General features: G+C 66.0%; 12 protein-coding genes and 2 tRNA genes. 3 read left to right on the forward strand and 11 right to left on the reverse strand.

Annotated elements, in window-relative coordinates:
- The first annotated feature begins 9 nt into the window (after positions 1–9).
- Positions 10–1,038, forward strand: a complete 1,029-nt coding sequence (locus tag ACQCS0_RS04085; RefSeq protein WP_354154660.1) for an EamA family transporter — start codon at positions 10–12, stop codon at positions 1,036–1,038.
- A 558-nt stretch (positions 1,039–1,596) separates the two neighbouring features.
- On the opposite strand, the gene ACQCS0_RS04090 is transcribed toward ACQCS0_RS04085, so the two are convergent.
- From ACQCS0_RS04090 to ACQCS0_RS04110, 5 genes are all read right to left on the reverse strand, one after another.
- A complete protein-coding gene (locus tag ACQCS0_RS04090) occupies positions 1,597–2,298 on the reverse strand; it encodes a TetR/AcrR family transcriptional regulator (RefSeq protein ID WP_354154659.1) in 702 nt (233 codons plus the stop codon).
- Positions 2,295–4,331 carry a YhgE/Pip domain-containing protein gene (locus tag ACQCS0_RS04095; protein ID WP_354154658.1) on the reverse strand — a complete coding sequence of 679 codons (2,037 nt, stop codon included), beginning with the start codon at positions 4,329–4,331 and terminating at the stop codon, positions 2,295–2,297. The genes ACQCS0_RS04090 and ACQCS0_RS04095 overlap by 4 nt, the downstream gene beginning before the upstream one ends.
- A complete protein-coding gene (locus ACQCS0_RS04100; protein WP_354154657.1) occupies positions 4,328–5,035 on the reverse strand; it encodes an ABC transporter ATP-binding protein in 708 nt (235 codons plus the stop codon). The genes ACQCS0_RS04095 and ACQCS0_RS04100 overlap by 4 nt, the downstream gene beginning before the upstream one ends.
- Positions 5,036–5,162: 127 nt before the next feature.
- Entirely contained in the window at positions 5,163–6,677 is a 1,515-nt protein-coding gene (locus ACQCS0_RS04105; RefSeq protein WP_354154656.1) for an NAD(P)/FAD-dependent oxidoreductase, read from the reverse strand.
- A 125-nt stretch (positions 6,678–6,802) separates the two neighbouring features.
- Positions 6,803–6,876: transfer RNA gene (locus ACQCS0_RS04110), tRNA-Arg, on the reverse strand.
- A gap of 274 nt (positions 6,877–7,150) precedes the next feature.
- Here ACQCS0_RS04110 and ACQCS0_RS04115 point away from each other — a divergent pair.
- Positions 7,151–8,977 (forward strand): phosphoenolpyruvate carboxykinase (GTP), encoded by a 1,827-nt coding sequence (locus ACQCS0_RS04115; protein ID WP_354154655.1) that lies wholly within the window; start codon positions 7,151–7,153, stop codon positions 8,975–8,977.
- Between the two features lie 130 nt (positions 8,978–9,107).
- Here ACQCS0_RS04115 and ACQCS0_RS04120 read toward each other — a convergent pair whose 3' ends face one another.
- From ACQCS0_RS04120 to ACQCS0_RS04135, 4 genes are all read right to left on the reverse strand, one after another.
- Positions 9,108–10,268, reverse strand: coding sequence for a globin domain-containing protein (locus ACQCS0_RS04120; RefSeq protein WP_354154654.1), 1,161 nt, complete (start codon positions 10,266–10,268; stop codon positions 9,108–9,110).
- Between the two features lie 135 nt (positions 10,269–10,403).
- The gene (locus tag ACQCS0_RS04125) at positions 10,404–10,853 is read right to left on the reverse strand and encodes an Rrf2 family transcriptional regulator (RefSeq protein WP_354154653.1); all 450 of its coding nucleotides are present in this window, start codon (positions 10,851–10,853) and stop codon (positions 10,404–10,406) included.
- A 17-nt stretch (positions 10,854–10,870) separates the two neighbouring features.
- Positions 10,871–11,350 (reverse strand): hypothetical protein, encoded by a 480-nt coding sequence (locus tag ACQCS0_RS04130; protein WP_354154786.1) that lies wholly within the window; start codon positions 11,348–11,350, stop codon positions 10,871–10,873.
- A gap of 22 nt (positions 11,351–11,372) precedes the next feature.
- Positions 11,373–12,791 carry a phosphomannomutase/phosphoglucomutase gene (locus tag ACQCS0_RS04135; protein ID WP_354154651.1) on the reverse strand — a complete coding sequence of 473 codons (1,419 nt, stop codon included), beginning with the start codon at positions 12,789–12,791 and terminating at the stop codon, positions 11,373–11,375.
- A 96-nt stretch (positions 12,792–12,887) separates the two neighbouring features.
- Here ACQCS0_RS04135 and ACQCS0_RS04140 point away from each other — a divergent pair, with 96 nt between their 5' ends.
- Positions 12,888–15,068, forward strand: coding sequence for a RecQ family ATP-dependent DNA helicase (locus tag ACQCS0_RS04140; RefSeq protein ID WP_354154650.1), 2,181 nt, complete (start codon positions 12,888–12,890; stop codon positions 15,066–15,068).
- On the opposite strand, the gene ACQCS0_RS04145 is transcribed toward ACQCS0_RS04140, so the two are convergent.
- Positions 14,992–16,473 (reverse strand): MFS transporter, encoded by a 1,482-nt coding sequence (locus ACQCS0_RS04145; protein ID WP_354154649.1) that lies wholly within the window; start codon positions 16,471–16,473, stop codon positions 14,992–14,994. The two genes, ACQCS0_RS04140 and ACQCS0_RS04145, sit on opposite strands and share 77 nt — an antisense overlap.
- Positions 16,474–16,568: 95 nt before the next feature.
- Positions 16,569–16,656: transfer RNA gene (locus ACQCS0_RS04150), tRNA-Ser, on the reverse strand.

Below are 16,656 nucleotides of genomic sequence, written 5' to 3' on the forward strand. Positions count from 1 at the left end.
AGTGGGACCGTGAACCTCCGCCACTCCCTCCTCGCCGCCCTCGTCGCCGTCCTTTGGGGCCTGAACTTCGTGGCCATCGACGTCGGCCTTCATGCGAACGGCGGTGAGGTTCCGCCGCTGCTGTTTGTGGCCCTGCGGTTCCTCCTCGTGGTCTTCCCCTGGATTTTCTTCATCAGGAAGCCGGACGTCAGCTGGAAGGCGATCATCGGCGTCGGCGCCTTTATGAGCGCGGGCCAGTTCGGCCTCCTCTACCTGGCCATGGCGCTGGGCATGCCGGCAGGGCTGGCCTCCCTGGTCCTCCAGGCGCAGGTGCTGCTCACGGTGCTTCTGGCTGCCGGGTTACTGCGCGAGCGGCCCAGCCGGAGCCAACTGGCCGGCGTCGTTCTCGGCGTTGCGGGCCTGACCGTGGTAGCCGTCGGCCGCAGTGCCGTGGCCCCGCCGCTGCCGCTCATCATCGTCCTGGGAGCCGCGCTGTCCTGGGCTGCCGGGAACGTCATTGCTCGGCAGGCCAAGGCCGCCTCCGGGCTGGGGCTGGTGGTCTGGTCCGGAGCAGTAGTGCCCCTTCCCCTCGCCGGACTGTCGCTGCTGGTGGACGGCCCGGAGGCGGTGTTCAGCACCCTGGCAGACCTCCAGCCGGCCACGGTCCTGAGTGCGCTGTACACGGCCATTTTCGCATCGCTGGTGGGGTACGGAATCTGGAACCGGCTCCTGGCCAGCTACCCGTCGTCGGCCGTGGTGCCTTTCACCCTGCTGGTTCCCGTGGTGGGCATGAGCGCTGCCTGGCTGGCACTGGGGGAGGTCCCGACGCCGGCTGAACTGGCTGGCGGGCTGCTCCTCTTGGGAGGAGTGGCGACGGCGGTACTCGCTGGCCGAGGCCGGCGCGGCCTGCGGCTAAGTCAGCGGCGGGGTGCCGGTTTGGCGCCCGTTGTGGTGCCCGGTTTGGGTGCCGGCTTGCGGACCGGGGAAGCGGACGACGACGGCCGCTTGGCTGCCGAGGCAGGCATCCGGGCGGGTGCGCGGAGCCCTGACGCGCGCTGAGCTGTGGCCGCACCCCGTGGTGCCGCGCCACGGGTGGCCGCGGTCCGTGTGGCGGTGCCCCCTGCTGCCGGGCGCCGCCCAGCGGGCCCTCCTGCGCCGGACGCGCGCCGCCGCTTGGCCGGTGAGGGCTTCCGTTTCACAGTTCCCGGACGCCTTCCCGCGGGCCAGACGGTGCCAAGGAAGAGGATCACGAGGGTGGCAACTGCTGAGGCCGCACCCCAGTAGAAATAGTTGTCCGGATCCCCGGTGGGGAGCGGTGTGCCGAAGAACGATGATTGCTCGGCGAAGGCCAATTCCCAGGTGCTGACGAAGGCCAGGGAGAAGGCAATGGTGAAGCTGGAACCCGCAGCGGTGGCCATCAGCACAAAGCGGCGCCCGCGGGCCAGGACCTCCGCTATGGCCGCCACGTAGGCCAGCGCAACCAGGCCCAGGAACGTGACCATCACGGCTTCTTGCAGGGTGATGGCGGTGAGCACCAGCATGCCCAGGGCGGCGACAGCCGCGATCACGGCGAACTTCCCGCTGTTACCCATGTGGCGCATGTGTTCAATCATCCTGCTACTTCACGACATAGCCATGCATGATTGCCATGATTGCTGCAACGCTTTGGTCACGGGTGCGTTCGGGGTTGTAGGTCTGCCGGTCCAGCCCCACCACAAAGCAGGCGCCAAAGATCGCCGTTTCCAGGCTGCCCCGCGAGATCGTTTCGTCCACCGGATAGACGGCAGCCACGCTCTCTATGGCCGCGCCGATCACTGCCAGGAGTTCAGCCCGGAGCGCCGCGAACGTGTCCCGCCATTCGCTGGGAGTCCGCCAGTTTTCGCTCATCCACAAACGGGCGAAGGATGGGTAATCGGCCATAAAATCCATGGCCTGCCCGATCATTGCCTCCATGGACACCAGCGGATCGGAGCCGGGCTGCCCGGCCTCGCTGATCAGGCGTGCCTTCAGGATGTCCACGCCGTGCCGCAGCAGCTGCGCGATCAGGTCCGACTTGCTGCCGAAGTTGTAGTAGACGGTGCCCTTGGAGACACCCGCCGCCGCGGCGATCTCATCCACGGTGACGCCAGCTGCGCCACGCTGGCCGATCAGCTCCATGGATGCGTCGAAGAGCTTCTGCCGGGTGGCGTTGGTCCGGGCCGGGCGGAGTTTCTTCTCGGCCGGCCCATGCAGGGCCGGCTCGGGCCCGGCGAGAACATGGTCAACAGGATCGTGGACACCAGGATCAGACACCCCAGCTCCGGGCACGGGCTGGCTCATACCGCGATCTCCGGTTTGAGCGTTTTGAGCGTCCAGTACTTGTGCTTCCGGACCGCAAAGGTGGACATCGCAGCGCCCAACAACGTGTAGCCGAGCAGCCCCAGGACAGTGGGCACGATCCCGGACAGCTCCGCGCCGTAGATGAGGTGCCGCATGCCCGTGACCACGTAGCCCATTGGCAGGATTTCGTGAACCACGTGAAGCGGCTGCGGGGTGGTCTGCCAAGGGAACGTGCCGCCCGAGGAGACCAGCTGGAGCACCAGCAGGATCAGCACCACCAGCTTGCCGGGCGACCCCAGCAGCGCCACGATGCCTTGGATGATGGCGCTGAAGGCCATGGCCGCGGCCAGCATAAACAGCCACATCAGCACCGGATGAGCGGGGTTGAGGCCCAGCGCCAGATCCACCACGAGGGTCAGCAGGCTCGCCTGCACCACCGAAACGGCCAGGAACGGAAGCCATCCGCCGACGGCGATCTTCCAGGCCGGGGCGTTCGACGCCAGGGCCCGCTGGGTGATGGGCCGCATCGCCTGGACCAGCATGAAGATGCCGATCCACAAGGCGAGCGTCAGGAAGAACGGTGCCAGCCCGGCACCGTAGGAGTCCGCCTTTGCCTGCGAGACGTTGCTGACCGCAACCGGATCAGCAATCACCGCTGAGAGGCTGCTCTTCTGCGAATCGTCCGGGTTGGGCACCTGCCCGGCTCCCTTGGCAATTTCGTCGGCCAACGTCCGTGAGCCGTCAGCTGCGGTGGCGGCCCCCGCCTCAAGCTGCCCCGCGCCGGCGTCGAGCGTTTGGGCTCCCTGGACGAGGTGCCCGGTGCCGTCCAGCGCAGACTGCTCGCCGGTGGCCAGCGTGGCCGCCCCGGTATGGAGCTGGTCTGCGCCACCGGAGGCCTGAACAACGGCGTCCCTCAGGGCCGGGGTGGCCGCTGCCAGCTGTGCTGCGCCGACGCTCACGGCCTCGGAACCGTCCGCGATCTGCTGGATCTGAGCGGCGTCGGCCTGGATCCGGGTTTTCGCTGCGGCCACGGGGCTGGAGGCTGCCACCGTATCGAAGTCGGCCAGGATTTTGTCTGCCTGCAGCTGGGTGATCGCTTCGGATGCAACCAGGCGGGCATTCGATTCGATCACCCGCGTCCGGAGACCCTGGTCCGCGGCATCGAGCTCGGTGACGACGTCCTGGACCTTGGTGTTCAGCTGCGCATTCCCCGCGGCCACCTGGGCCGCGCCGTTGGCGAGGGTCCGGGTGTCGGTGGGCAGCGTGGCCGTCTTGTCCTTCAGGACGGCGAGCCCGCTGCTGAGCTGCCCGGCGCCGTCGGTCAGCTGGTTGGCCCCGTCACGCAATTTCAGCTGCCCGTTGTAGAGCTCGCCGGCTCCTGCGCTGAGCTCGCTGGTGCCCTTATGCAGGGTGACAGTACCCTCGCGGAGGGTTGCCACGCCGTCCGCCAGCTGCCCGGCGCCGTCTGCGGCTTTGAGCATCTGGGCGTGGATGGTACCGAAACCGGTGAGCAGCTGGTTTGCCGTCTCTTCGCCCACTTCCTTGGCCACAGTTGTGTGCACCGCAGTGGTCAGCTTGTCCACGATGGTGCTCAGCAGATAGTTGTTGGCATCGTTGGTGGTGACGTTCAGCATCGCCTGGCTGGCTGAATCGAAGCTGCCGGGGGAGACCAGGTTCGCCGAGAACTCGGCCGGGATCTTCAGCGCAAACGCGTACTTGCCGCTGCTGACCCCTGCATCGGCCTCAGCTGCCGTGGGGACCGCCTGCCAGTTGAAGACGTTGCCCTCCACGAGGCCGTCAGCCACCTTCTTGCCCGCCTGGAGGCCGGTGCCGTCGCTGGACGTGGCGCCGGTGTCTTCAACCACCAGGGCGGCCTCGATCTGGTTCAGGTTCCCGTAGGGATTCCAGTTGGCGTACAGGTACACGGCCCCGTACAGGAGCGGCACCATGATCAGGGCCAGGATGGTCAGCTTCGGCAGCAACCCGCCGGTCATCCGCTTGAGTTCGGAACGGGCCAGCCGCAGCACGGTCACTTGGCATCCTCGGTTTCAAGTAGGAGGGATTCGGTTTCTTCGTCTGTGAGAGCCGGCGTGTCGGGTGCTTCGTCGGCGTCGGGGACGGCGTTGTCGATCACCGCGGCCGGCCCCGTCCACCCTGCCGGGAGGGCAGTAAGGGTGACGACGACGGCGAGCGGCCGGCCGGCGTCGTACGCCAGCTCCTCAAGCCGAGGGAGCCAGTCCGCGGAGTGCGCACCGTGCCTGTCGGGGGAGTCCACCACCAGGAGATCGGTGTGCGGGTTGGCGAGCGCCAGGGCTGTCAGCAGTTCAATGCGCCGGTCCGGGGCCAGCTGCTCCGTCCACAAGTCCGCGATGTCCTCGAAACTGTTGACCTTGAGCCAAGGCTTGCTGAGCAGCGCGCCCCGGTAGCGGCGGGGGATCAGCGCGAGGTCCTCGGTGACAAGGTCCCGGACGCTGAGGTGCTGCTCGGGCTCATTCACATCGGGGGAATCCACCAGGGCGCTCGCGAGCCTGAGGGATTTGGTGCGTTCGTTGGCGTCCCACGAGATCCGCCCGCCAGTGGGTTTCATGCGCCCGCTGATGGTCAGGGCAAGGGCTGTCCGCTGGTCCTGGCGTTCGGCGGTGACGAGGAGGAGCTCACCCCGGCCGACCCGCAGAGAGGTGGGCGGGAGCAAATCGTCGCGCCGGCCTTTCACGTGGAGCTGCTGTACGGAGAGCAAGAATGGCCTTTCGACGGGGTATGTCCGCCCCAAGTCTAACTGAACTGACCAGTCAGTTCAAATAGCGTAGGCCTTGGTAGTCTCGCGGGTGAAGCAGGCCAGCGCGAACGGGCACTTGCAGCGCCGACTACAAGCCGTACTTCTCCAGGAGCCGCAGCCACACCTCACTGACGGTGGGAAAGGACGGCACCGCATGCCACAGCCGATCCAGCGGGACCTCGCCCACCACTGCGATGGTGGCGGCGTGCAGCAGTTCACCCACGTCCGGGCCGGCGAAAGTTGCGCCGAGCAGGACTCGGCGGTCCTCGTCCACCACCAGTTGCGCCCAGCCTTCGTAGTGTTCGGAGTGCAGGGACGAACCCGACACCTCGATGGGCAGTTCCACGGACGCCACGTTATAGCCGTCCCGCCTGGCCTGTTCCACTGTGCGCCCCACGGCCGCCAGTTCGGGGTCGGTGAACACCACGCTGGGAACGGCATGCTGGTTGGCGGTCTGGGCGTACCGGCTCCAGGGCTTTGGGGTGCCGCGGAGCTCGCCCTTGGCGCGGGCTGCGATGGCGTCGCCGGTAGCGCGGGCCTCGTACTTACCCTGGTGGGTGAAAAAGTTGCTGCCGGCGGCGTCGCCAACAGCGTAGAGCCAGGGATCCACTCCATCCGAGCCCTCCTCGCCCTGAACGTTCGGGGTGCCCGGCGCATCCGGGATGCCCTGGACTAGGCCAGTGGAGTCGATGGTGAGTTTCAGCGGCTGCCCGTCCCGGGCCTCGAAACCCAGGCTTTCCAGGCCGAGGCCTTCGAGGGCGGGATGCCGGCCTGTTGAAACGAGGACCTTGTCTGCAATGACGGTTGTGCGGCCGTCCGCCGTCGGGTCCTGAAGTGTCAGGGTGAACGTGCCGTCGTCGTTTTCCCGGACACTTTCGGTGGACGTGTTGAGGCGGACCGCAACGCCGTCCGCGCGCAGCCCCGCGACCACAAGCCTGCTGGCCTCCGCGGGAAACGTGCCCAGCAGTCCGCTCCTGGCCACCAGTGTCACGTCCGAGCCCAGGCGCGCGAATGCCTGCGCCAGTTCAGTGCCCGCCACGCCGCCGCCGATCACAGCGAGTCGCTCCGGTACCTCCTTGGCCGAGGTGGCTTCGCGGGTGCCCCAGACCTGCAGGTCCGCCAGTCCGTCGATGGGAGGTGTGGTTGGCCTGGAGCCGGTGGCGAGGACGACGGCGTGACGCGCCTTGAGCTCGTAAGTGTTGCCGTCCAGCCCGGCTACTTCAACGGTGCGTGGTGCGGTGATCCAGCCGTGGCCGCGGATCAGCTCAATCCCAGCATCTTCCAGCCACTTCACCTGGCTGTCGTCCTGCCAGTTAGCGGTGAAGTAGTCCCTGCGCTTAAGGACTGCCGCTGCATCCAGTGTCAGGGTGATGGCTTCCACCGCGCCCGGTACGGACTGTGCTCCGTGCAGGGCTGTGCCCGGTCGAAGCAGGGCTTTGGATGGCATGCAGGCCCAATATGAGCATTCGCCACCCACCAGTTCAGCTTCAATGAGCACGGCAGTCAGGCCACCCTGGACCACCCGGTCGGCGACGTTTTCCCCCACGGCACCGGCGCCAATCACAATGACATCGAATTCACGTTGCAGCGTTGCAGGCGTCATTCGTCCAGCCTACGCCCGCCTCCTTCGAGGCGGGGAGTGCCGCCGTCGTCATTGCGGTGACGCGGAACTGCGTGACTTAAATGACTAAAGGCCCGTATCGGCGAACCGATACGGGCCTTGCTCTGTGCGCCCAGAGGGATTCGAACCCCCGGCCTTCTGTTCCGTAGACAGACGCTCTATCCAGCTGAGCTATGGGCGCATCTTGTGTTTCGCGGAGTTTCTTGCTCCCCGAACCTCGAATTACTTTACGCGAGGGAGGCCCGGAGTTCCAAATCGGGAAGCCTGTAATCTAGCCGACTAGACCGGTCTAGGTGACCTTCGTCACTTAATTTCGGCAAATTGTCCGCTTTTTCCTTGAATTCGCGCGGTTTTCGGTTCAAACGCTCACCAACGTGCACGGTTGGTCCAGTTTGGGGCCCCTGGTGGCCAATAGCATTTAGTCCACACCGATGAACCCGAGGAAGGGAACCGCAATGGGCGATCTCGCAAGACTGCCGCTGCTTGAGAAAGCACCCACCACGCATGCTGGCCTGCTGGCATGGGTCGAAGAGGTTGCTGAACTTACTCAGCCGGACCGCATCCACTGGGTTGACGGTACCGAAGAGGAAAATACGCGTCTCACTGACGAACTCGTCGCAGCAGGGACGCTGACGCGCCTGAACCAGGAGCTCTTCCCTAACTCTTTCGCTGCATTCTCTGATCCCGCGGACGTAGCCCGTGTGGAAGAGCAGACCTTCATCTGCTCCGAGAAGGAGCACGACGCCGGCTTCACAAATAACTGGATGGCTCCGGTCGAGATGAAGCAGAAGCTGCGCGGATTGTTTGGCGGCTCCATGCGCGGCCGCACCATGTACGTGATCCCGTTCGTCATGGGCCACCTGGATGCCGAAGATCCCAAGTTCGGCGTCGAGATCACCGACAGCGCCTACGTGGTTGCCTCGATGCGCATCATGGCCCGCATCGGCACCGACGTCCTGAACCGGATCACCGAGACCGACGCCTTCTTCGTGCCGGCCCTGCACTCCCTGGGTGCGCCGCTCGAAGCCGGCCAGGCCGACGTGCCCTGGCCGTGCAACCCGGACAAGTGGATCGTGCACTTCCCCGAGGAGCGCTCCATCTGGTCCTTTGGTTCCGGCTACGGCGGCAATGCGCTGCTGGGCAAGAAGTGCTACGCCCTCCGCATCGCCTCCGTGATGGCCCGCGACGAAGGCTGGCTGGCCGAGCACATGCTCATCCTGAAGCTGACGTCCCCGGAGCAGAAGACATATTACGTCTCGGCTGCCTTCCCGTCCGCCTGCGGCAAGACCAACCTCGCACTGCTCGATCCCACCATCGAGGGCTGGAAGGTGGAAACCCTGGGCGACGACATCACCTGGATGCGGTTCGGCAAGGAAGGCGAACTCCGCGCCGTCAACCCCGAGGCCGGCCTCTTCGGCGTTGCCCCGGGCACTGGCTGGGGCACCAACCCTAATGCGATGCGCGCCATCGCCAAGGGCAACAGCATCTTCACCAACGTCGCACTTACCGACGACGGCGGCGTGTGGTGGGAGGGTATGACTGAGGAAGTGCCCGCTCACCTGATCGATTGGCAGGGCAATTCCTGGACCTCGGACTCCGATAAGCCGGCAGCCCACCCGAACTCTCGCTTCTGCACGCCGATCGACCAGATCGACATGCTGGCCGAGGAGTACAACAAGCCGGACGGAGTGGAGCTTTCCGCGATCCTGTTCGGCGGCCGCCGCAAGACCACCATCCCCCTGGTGACCGAGGCCCGCAGCTGGTCAAACGGCATCTTCATGGGTTCCACGTTGTCCTCCGAGACCACTGCCGCGGCAGCCGGGGCAGTGGGCGTGGTTCGCCGCGATCCCATGGCCATGCTGCCTTTCATGGGCTACGACGCCGGAGATTACCTGAACCACTGGGTCAACCTGTCCGCCAAAGGCAACCCGGAACGCCTGCCCAAGATCTTCCTGGTCAACTGGTTCCGCCGCACGGCCGAGGGCGGCTTCGCCTGGCCTGGCTTCGGCGATAACGCCCGCGTCCTTAAGTGGGCCATCGAGCGCCTCGAAGGCAAGGCAGACGCCGTCGAGACGCCGATCGGCTTTGTCCCCACGGGCGAATCCATCGATCTTAAGGGCCTGGATATGACGGCCGCACAGGTCGAAGAGGCTGTCCGCGTCGACCCGGCAGAGTGGGCCACCGAGCTCGCATCCATCGAAGAGTGGTACGCCAACTTCGGCGATTCCCTCCCCGAGGCACTGCAGTCCGAGCTCGCCAGCCTGAAGTCCCGTCTGGGCTGAGGTTCCCGCTAATCACGACGGCGGCCCCGCACCTTTGCAATAAAGGTGCGGGGCCGCCGTCGTTCCCCACCGGCCCCCTGGCCTCGCAAGCTCGGCCAGGGAACCCTGCCGGCGTGGGCCCATCAGTGTATTAGCTGGCGAGCCAGATGTCCGGTCCGAAGACCTCGTAATGGATTTTCGTGGCCGGGATGCCGGCGTTGATGGCCTCGTTGCGGATGTGCTTCATGAACGGCATCGGCCCGCAGAGGTACAGCGACGCGTTGGCGGGAAGGTCCACTTCACGCAGGGACATAAAGCCTTTGTTGGCCCCGTCGCGTGGCTCTTCAAGCCACAGCTGCAGGTCAGCACTGTCCAGGCGTTCGACGTCATCCGTCATCTGACCGCGCAACGCCCAGCTGTCCAGCGTGCTTTCCGCGTGCAGCACCAGCACCTGCCGGTCCGAGCCCGACTCGGCAAGGGACCTGAGGATCGACGCCGTGGGCGTGCAGCCGATGCCGGCCGATGCCAGGACCACCGGGCCGTCGCCACCCTTCAGGGTGATCTCGCCGTAGGGATTCGAAATCTCCAGGACGTCGCCAACCTTGACGGCGTTGTGCAGCACAGGGGAGACCTCGCCGCCGTCGTCGAGCTTGGTGGTGAAGCTGCGGCTCGTGCCTGCATCGCCCGAAAGTGAGTACTGCCGGACCTGGCGCAGGCCGTCGGGGAGTTGGACCTTGACGCTGACGTACTGGCCGGCCAGGGCGGGTGTGACCGGGGTGTCGTCTGCGGGTTCCAGGGTGAAGGTCATGGAGCCGATACCGGCATGGTTCTTTGAGGCAACCTTCCATGGCGTCCACATCTTGCCGTTGGCCTGTGCTGCGTAGAGGCCCTTTTCGAGCTTGATCAGAGCGTCGGCCATCAGCCAGTAGACTTCGGTCCAAGCTTCGGCGATCTCCGGGGTGATGACCTCGGCCAGATCCTCCGCGATGGCCGCGAAGAGGTGCTTATAGACCACCTGGTACTGGGGCTCAGTGATGCCGAGTGATGCGTGCCGGTGGGCGATACGGGACAGCACGGTTTCGGGGAAGGTGCCTGGGTTGTTGACCAGGTGCGTGGCGAAAGCGGCGATGCTTCCGGCCAGCGCCTGCTGCTGGTCGCCCGAGCGCTGATTGGAGCGGCTGAACAGGCCATCCAACAGTTCCGGGTGGGCGGCGAACAGTCGTGCATAGAACTTGGGAGTGATGGCGCCGATCCGGGAACCAACGAGCGGCAGTGTGGCCTCAATGACGGGGCGGGATTTGTCCGAGAGCATGTGTACTCCTGCGATAGGGACCGGGTTTTCGCCCGGTCAATGTGAATACTAACATTTGAAATGCGTATATTCGTACCTCAAGTTCTACACCTCGTAGAAGTTGGAATCAAATCGGCGGTGAGCGGGGGCGCGGGGCTACAGGCCGGGGCGCAGGCCGATCATCTGGAAGACGGGTGCCATCTGCCGCGAGCCGGGAAGTTCGGCCACAACCACTGCATCAAGTTCCCGGTAAAAAGCTTCACGGGCGCGGGCCAGCGCGGCGCGAAGCCTGCATTCGCGGATCAGCGGGCAGTCGCCGCCCGGCGTGACGCAATCGGCCGCGTCCGTCCGGGTGTCAAGGTCCCGCAGGACCTGGCCCACCGTTGCCCGGCGGCCAGCGGAGCTGAGCCGTGATCCGCCCGACCTGCCGCGCTCAACGTCGATCAGGCCCAGTGTCCGCAGCTTGGCCATCGCCTTGCTCACGTGGTTGTACGGAGTGCCCACGGCATCGGCGATGTTCTGTGTAGTCAGGAGGGTGCCCCCGGGCGCGGCGGCCAGGACCATCAGCGCCCGGAGGCTGACATCTGCGAAGGCGTTGATTTTCATGGCAACCGGGGCGCGGTCTAGTCCACCCAGACGGTGGGTTCGCTGGTGTCAGCGGCGAGCTGGCCAAACTCCCACTCGTGGGTCCCGGTGTTGGCAGCATAGGGGAGGACCGCGGCGAAGACGGATCCATCGCGGTGTTCGGCAGCCACATGGATGGCATCTGTATCCTCCTCGATCAAGAGGATGTCGCAGACAATAGCGGCCGCGCGGAAATCAGCCCGGTTCTGCCGGAGCAGCTCGGTGAGGTCGCTGATCATCGTGTCCGCGTCGAAGTCAGCGTCGGAGCCGTCCTGGGCATCAGCCGGGGTAACGGCCACGAGGCGGACTTCGCCGTCGTTCTCCACCACCAGTGCGAATGGCAGGAAGCCGCCATTTCGCTCAAGCTGTTCCTGGGCTGCGCCGACGCCAGTGCCCAGCAGGTTTTCCAGGTCCGTGGCCGAGGCCTCCGGAACGGAATCCCGCCACGAAGCCACCGCCACCGGGCCGTCGGTTTCCATGGCTTCGCGGGCCACTTCCGGCTTAGCGCCTGACATTGGAGAGCACGCGGTCGCGAACGCGTTCCATCGTGGACCGGTCCGTTGCTTCCACGTTCAGGCGGAGGAATGGTTCCGTGTTGGACGGACGCAGGTTGAACCAGAAGCTGCCGTCATTTGCGGTGAAGGTGCTGCCGTCCATGGTGTCTACGGTGATGTCCTCGGCGGCGAAGTCGGTGCGGACGCGCTCAACGGCGCCGGCCTTGTCCTCGATTTCGGAGTTGATCTCACCGGAGGAGACATACGGCTCGTACTCGCGGCCGAGCTCGGACAGCGGTCCGTCCTGCTCACCGAGGGCAGCGAGCACGTGCATTGCTGCGAGCATCCCGGTATCTGCGTTCCAGAAGTCGCGGAAGTAGAAGTGGGCAGAGTGCTCGCCGCCGAACACGGCACCTTCCTCGGCCATGACTGCCTTGATGAAGGAGTGGCCCACCCGCGTGCGGACGGCGCGGCCGCCGTCGTGCGCTACCAGTTCCGGCACCGCACGGGAGGTGAGCAGATTGTGGATGACCGTGGGCGTCGCCTCGCCCTGGGCCTGGGCGCGGGCGATTTCGCGGCGTGCCACCATACCGGTGATGGCCGACGGCGAGACGGGCTCGCCCTTTTCGTCGATGACGAAGCAGCGGTCAGCGTCGCCGTCGAATGCCAGGCCGAGATCGGCGCCGTGCTCAATGACGGCCGCCTGCAGGTCGCGGAGGTTTTCCGGCTCGAGGGGGTTGGCCGGGTGGTTCGGGAAGGAGCCGTCCAGTTCGAAGTACAGGGGGATGATCTCGAACGGCAGCTTGGGCAGGAGGGCGTTGCCCAGCACCGCCGGCGTGGTGAGGCCGGCCATGCCGTTGCCTGCGTCGACAACTACCTTGAGCGGCCGGGATCCGGAGAGGTCCACCAGCTGGCGTAGGTACTCGGAGTAGTCCTTCAGGACGTCGTGGACGCCGATCAGGCCGCGCGCGGGGGCCGCCGGGATGGAGCCTTCGTTGAGGTACTGCTCGGCGAGTGCCTGGATCTCTTTGAGGCCTGATTCGGAGGAGATGGGCTGCGCGCCGGCCTTCGACATCTTGATGCCGTTGTATTCGGCAGGGTTGTGGCTGGCGGTGAACGTGGCGCCGGCGGCGTTGAGGGAACCGCAGGCGAAGTAGAGCTCATCGGTGGAGATCAGGTCAAGGAGCTTGACGTCGGCTCCGCGGGTGGCCGCACCGTCGGCGAAAGCCTTGGCGAACTCGGGCGAGGAGGGACGCATATCGCCGCCCACCAGGATCGTCTGTCCTGCCAGTTCCAGGACATCAACGAACGCGGCGCCCACGGCTTCGACGATTTCAGCGGTGATGGATTCGCCCACGATGCCCCGGACGTCGTAGGCCTTGAAGGATGCCGAGAGGTCAAAAGTCTTTGTCTGTTCGCTAGTCACGGGTCTTATCTTACGTGGACCCGCGGACCTTCCCGGTTGTCCACATACGGAGGTCCCGGCTTTATGGGTGTCGGTGCGGGCTGGGATACTGAATCAATGGTTGATACCCAGAACGCCGCCCTTCTTTCCGCTTCCCCTGACTCGCCGTCCGCCACAAAAAGCCAGGCTTTGGAGGTTCTCCGCGAACTTGTGGGGCATCCGGAGGCGGATTTTCACGACGGACAGTTTGAGGCTATTGAAGCGCTGGTCGACGGCGGCCGGCGGGCTTTGGTGGTCCAGCGTACCGGTTGGGGAAAATCGGCGGTGTACTTTGTGGCGTCCCTGCTGCTCCGGCGCCGCGGGGCCGGCCCCACCCTGATAGTTTCGCCGTTGCTCGCCCTGATGCGGGACCAGGTCGCTGCCGCCGCCCGCGCCGGAGTGCGTGCTGTGGCCATCAACTCGGCGAACCAGCTGGAATGGGACACCGTCCGGGAACAGCTCGCCGCCGATGAAGTCGACGTGTTGCTGGTGTCCCCGGAACGGCTCACCAACCCGTCCTTCCGTGAGAACCAGCTGCCGGAGCTCATCCGGCGGACGGGCTTGCTGGTGATTGACGAGGCACACTGTATTTCGGACTGGGGCCACGATTTCCGGCCGGACTACCGCAGGATAGCTGACCTAATCACCCAGCTGCCGGAGTCCGTTCCTGTCCTGGCTACCACTGCCACAGCGAACTCGCGCGTGGTCCACGACATCGAGGAACAGCTTGGTGCGGGCGTCCTCACTATCCGCGGAACCCTGGGCCGTGATTCCCTGCGGCTGGGCGTCCTCACACTCCCGAATTCGCGCGAACGGCTGGGCTGGCTCCTGACGCACCTGGCCGACCTGCCCGGCAGCGGCATCATCTACACGCTGACCGTTTCCGCCGCGGAGGACACCGCCCGGCTTCTCGCCGAAGCCGGGCACACCGTACAGGCCTACACCGGCAGGACCGATCCCGCTGACCGGGAGCGAGCAGAGCAGATGCTCAAGGACAACCAGGTTAAGGCGCTGGTGGCCACCTCGGCGCTCGGCATGGGCTTCGACAAACCGGACCTTGGCTTCGTCGTCCACCTCGGGGCACCGTCCTCCCCGGTGGCGTACTACCAGCAGGTGGGCCGTGCGGGCCGTGGCGCGGCGAACGCAGACGTGCTGTTGCTGCCAGGTTCTGAAGACCGGGATATCTGGCAGTACTTCGCCACCGCCTCCATGCCCTCGGAGGAAAAAGCCACAGCGGTGCTGACGGCGTTGGCTGACGCCGGAACTGCCGTGTCAACGGTGGCTTTGGAGGCCCGGGTTGACCTCCGCCGCACCCCGCTGGAGCTGCTGCTGAAGGTCCTGGCCGTGGATGGCGCCGTGGAACGTGTCGGCGGCGGGTGGCGTTCCACCGGCCAGCCCTGGATCTACGACGCCGAGCGTTACCGCCGAATCGCCGAGGCCCGGGTGGACGAGCAGGACTCCATGGTGATCTACCAGGACACCGCCGGATGCCGGATGGAATACATCACCTCGGTCCTCGATGACGAGACCGCGCACCCCTGCGGGAAGTGCGATAACTGCGCAGGCCGCTGGTTCCGGGCTGACATAGCCGCGGATGCCACGGCGGCGGCGGGCCAGACCCTCACCCGCGCCGGAGGCGTCCTGGAGGCACGGCTGCAGTGGCCCAGCGGCATGGACCGCCTGGGCGTTCCGGTCAAGGGCAAGATCAAGCCGGACGAAGGGCTGGCGGACGGCCGCGTGCTGGCAAGGCTGACTGATCTCGGCTGGGGCGGCGCGCTGCGGGAACTTTTCGCGGCCGGGGCCGCGGACCGGCCGGTGGATCCCGCCATGCTGCAGGCCTGTGTCCAGGTCCTGCGGGAATGGGCTACCGGTGACGGCCGGAACCCGGGCTGGAGCGGTGCAGGACGGCCGGCGGCGATCGTGAGCATGCCCTCCCGCAGCAAGCCCGAACTGGTCCGGTCCCTTGCCCAGGGAATTTCTGAAATCGGCCGGATCCCTTACCTCGGCGAGCTGGCCCTGGGCCATGGCGGACCCACGGGAAGCCGCGGCGGTAACAGCGCGTACCGGCTGGCGGGCGTTTGGGACCGTGTGGTGGTGGGCCCGGAGTTGGAAGCCGCCATGGCAACACTTCGTGGCCAAGGCGTGATGCTGATCGACGATCTCGTGGACAGCCGGTGGACCGTTACCGTTGCTGGACGTGCCCTGCGCCAGGCGGGGGCTGGGGCTGTTCTTCCGCTGGTGCTTGCCCAGGCCGGCTGACCTCGGCGCCAGCCTGCCGGTGCAGGGACAGGCTGTCCGCCGTACTCAAGAGCATCAGGACGGCCATGGTGAGGAAGGCTCCGCGGAAGGGTCCGGCGTGATCGGCGGGGAAGGCCCCCACGCCGTCGAAAATCCGGATCAGCAGGGCGCCAACAGCGATGCCGGCCCCTGCGGCGAGCTGCACCAGGGTCGCCGACACGGAATTGGCCGACGTCAGCTGTGCGGGCGCGATGTCCGCGTACTGCACTGACGCGTAGGCGGAGAAGCCGATGGAGCGGAAAGCCCCGCTGCAGACCAGCAAGGCGAAAATCAGGGCCTGCGGTGTGTCCGGAGTGAGTAGGGCGCACAGTGCGAAGGTCACCGCCGAGGCCAGGGAGCCGAAGACCAGGATGGCCCGGAAACCGAAACGTCGGATCAGCGGCGTGGTGGCCGGCTTGATGCCGATGTTGCCGATGAACACGGCCGCCACCATGATTCCCGCGTGCAGGGGCGACCAGCCGAAGCCGGTCTGGAACATAAGCGGCAGGAGGAACGGCACCGAACTGATGGTCAGGCGGTAGACAAACCCGCCGGTAGCCATGGCCCGGAATGTGCGCGTTGAAAAAACACTGAGGTCGAACAGCGGATTTTTGGCCCGCTTCATCCACAGTACGGCCGCAATGAGGGCACACCCGCCTGCAGCGGCGCTCAATGCAGCCCATGGACCGTTGGGGTGTGCGGTGGCCAGTTCCAAGCCAACCACCAGTGCGCCCACGCCGGTTGTGGTGAGGAGCAGGCCCAGCCAGTCGAGCCGGCGGGTGCTGTCTCCTGCGCCGGTTGGAACCAGCTTCAGTGCGGCGATGAAGGCTGCCGCACCCAGTGGCAAATTGATGAGGAAGATCCAGTGCCACGACAGGTAGGTTGTCAAGGCGCCGCCCACCAGCGGCGCCAGTACGGGCGCCAGCAGCGCCGGCCACACCAGGAAGGCTGTGGCCCGGAGGAGCTCCGACTTGGGTGTGCCGCGCAGTACCAGGAGGGTGCCGACAGGAACCATCATGGCCCCACCGGCGCCCTGCAGGATCCGGCTCAGCGTCAGCACGGTCAGGTCGGGGCTTATGGCGCAGGCCAATGAAGCGACCGTGAACAGGGCAATTGCGAAGCAGAATACTTTGCGGGCCCCCACGCGTTCTGCAAGCCAGCCGCTGAGCGGGATTCCCATTGCTACGGTCATGAGGTAGGCCGTCATGGTGATGTTTACGTCGGCGGCTGGAACGCCAAAGTCGTTGGCGATGTTGGGGATGGCAGTGGTCAGGATGGTGCCGTCCAGGAACTCCATAAAGAACGTGGCAGCCACCAGTAGCGCCAGCCGGGGATTCCACGCCGGGCTTGTGCTGGTTTCCGTCCCTGGGGCCTTGCTTGCTGCCATCCCACTATCCTGCCACCGCCGCCCCGGGTGGAGCCCCACACCCGGCTCCCGCCCCGGGAACGCAAAAGGCCCCGGTCCAGGACCGGGGCCAAACGCGGAGACGGGGGGATTTGAACCCCCGGTGGAGTTGTGCCCCACACTTCATTAGCAGTGAAGCCCATTCGGCCGCTCTGGCACGTCTCC

The organism is Pseudarthrobacter sp. S6, assembly GCF_050156575.1.
Taxonomy (GTDB): Bacteria; Actinomycetota; Actinomycetes; order Actinomycetales; family Micrococcaceae; genus Arthrobacter.

What these genes read in the sequence shown, in the direction of transcription:
- ACQCS0_RS04130 (WP_354154786.1), bottom strand. Translation starts at nt 11,350, where the DNA reads ATGGAAACCGACGGCCCGGTGGCGGTGGCTTCGTGGCGGGATTCCGTT.
- ACQCS0_RS04145 (WP_354154649.1), bottom strand. Translation starts at nt 16,473, where the DNA reads ATGGCAGCAAGCAAGGCCCCAGGGACGGAAACCAGCACAAGCCCGGCG.
- ACQCS0_RS04090 (WP_354154659.1), bottom strand. Translation starts at nt 2,298, where the DNA reads ATGAGCCAGCCCGTGCCCGGAGCTGGGGTGTCTGATCCTGGTGTCCAC.
- ACQCS0_RS04105 (WP_354154656.1), bottom strand. Translation starts at nt 6,677, where the DNA reads ATGACGCCTGCAACGCTGCAACGTGAATTCGATGTCATTGTGATTGGC.
- ACQCS0_RS04125 (WP_354154653.1), bottom strand. Translation starts at nt 10,853, where the DNA reads ATGAAAATCAACGCCTTCGCAGATGTCAGCCTCCGGGCGCTGATGGTC.
- ACQCS0_RS04120 (WP_354154654.1), bottom strand. Translation starts at nt 10,268, where the DNA reads ATGCTCTCGGACAAATCCCGCCCCGTCATTGAGGCCACACTGCCGCTC.
- ACQCS0_RS04140 (WP_354154650.1), top strand. Translation starts at nt 12,888, where the DNA reads ATGGTTGATACCCAGAACGCCGCCCTTCTTTCCGCTTCCCCTGACTCG.
- ACQCS0_RS04115 (WP_354154655.1), top strand. Translation starts at nt 7,151, where the DNA reads ATGGGCGATCTCGCAAGACTGCCGCTGCTTGAGAAAGCACCCACCACG.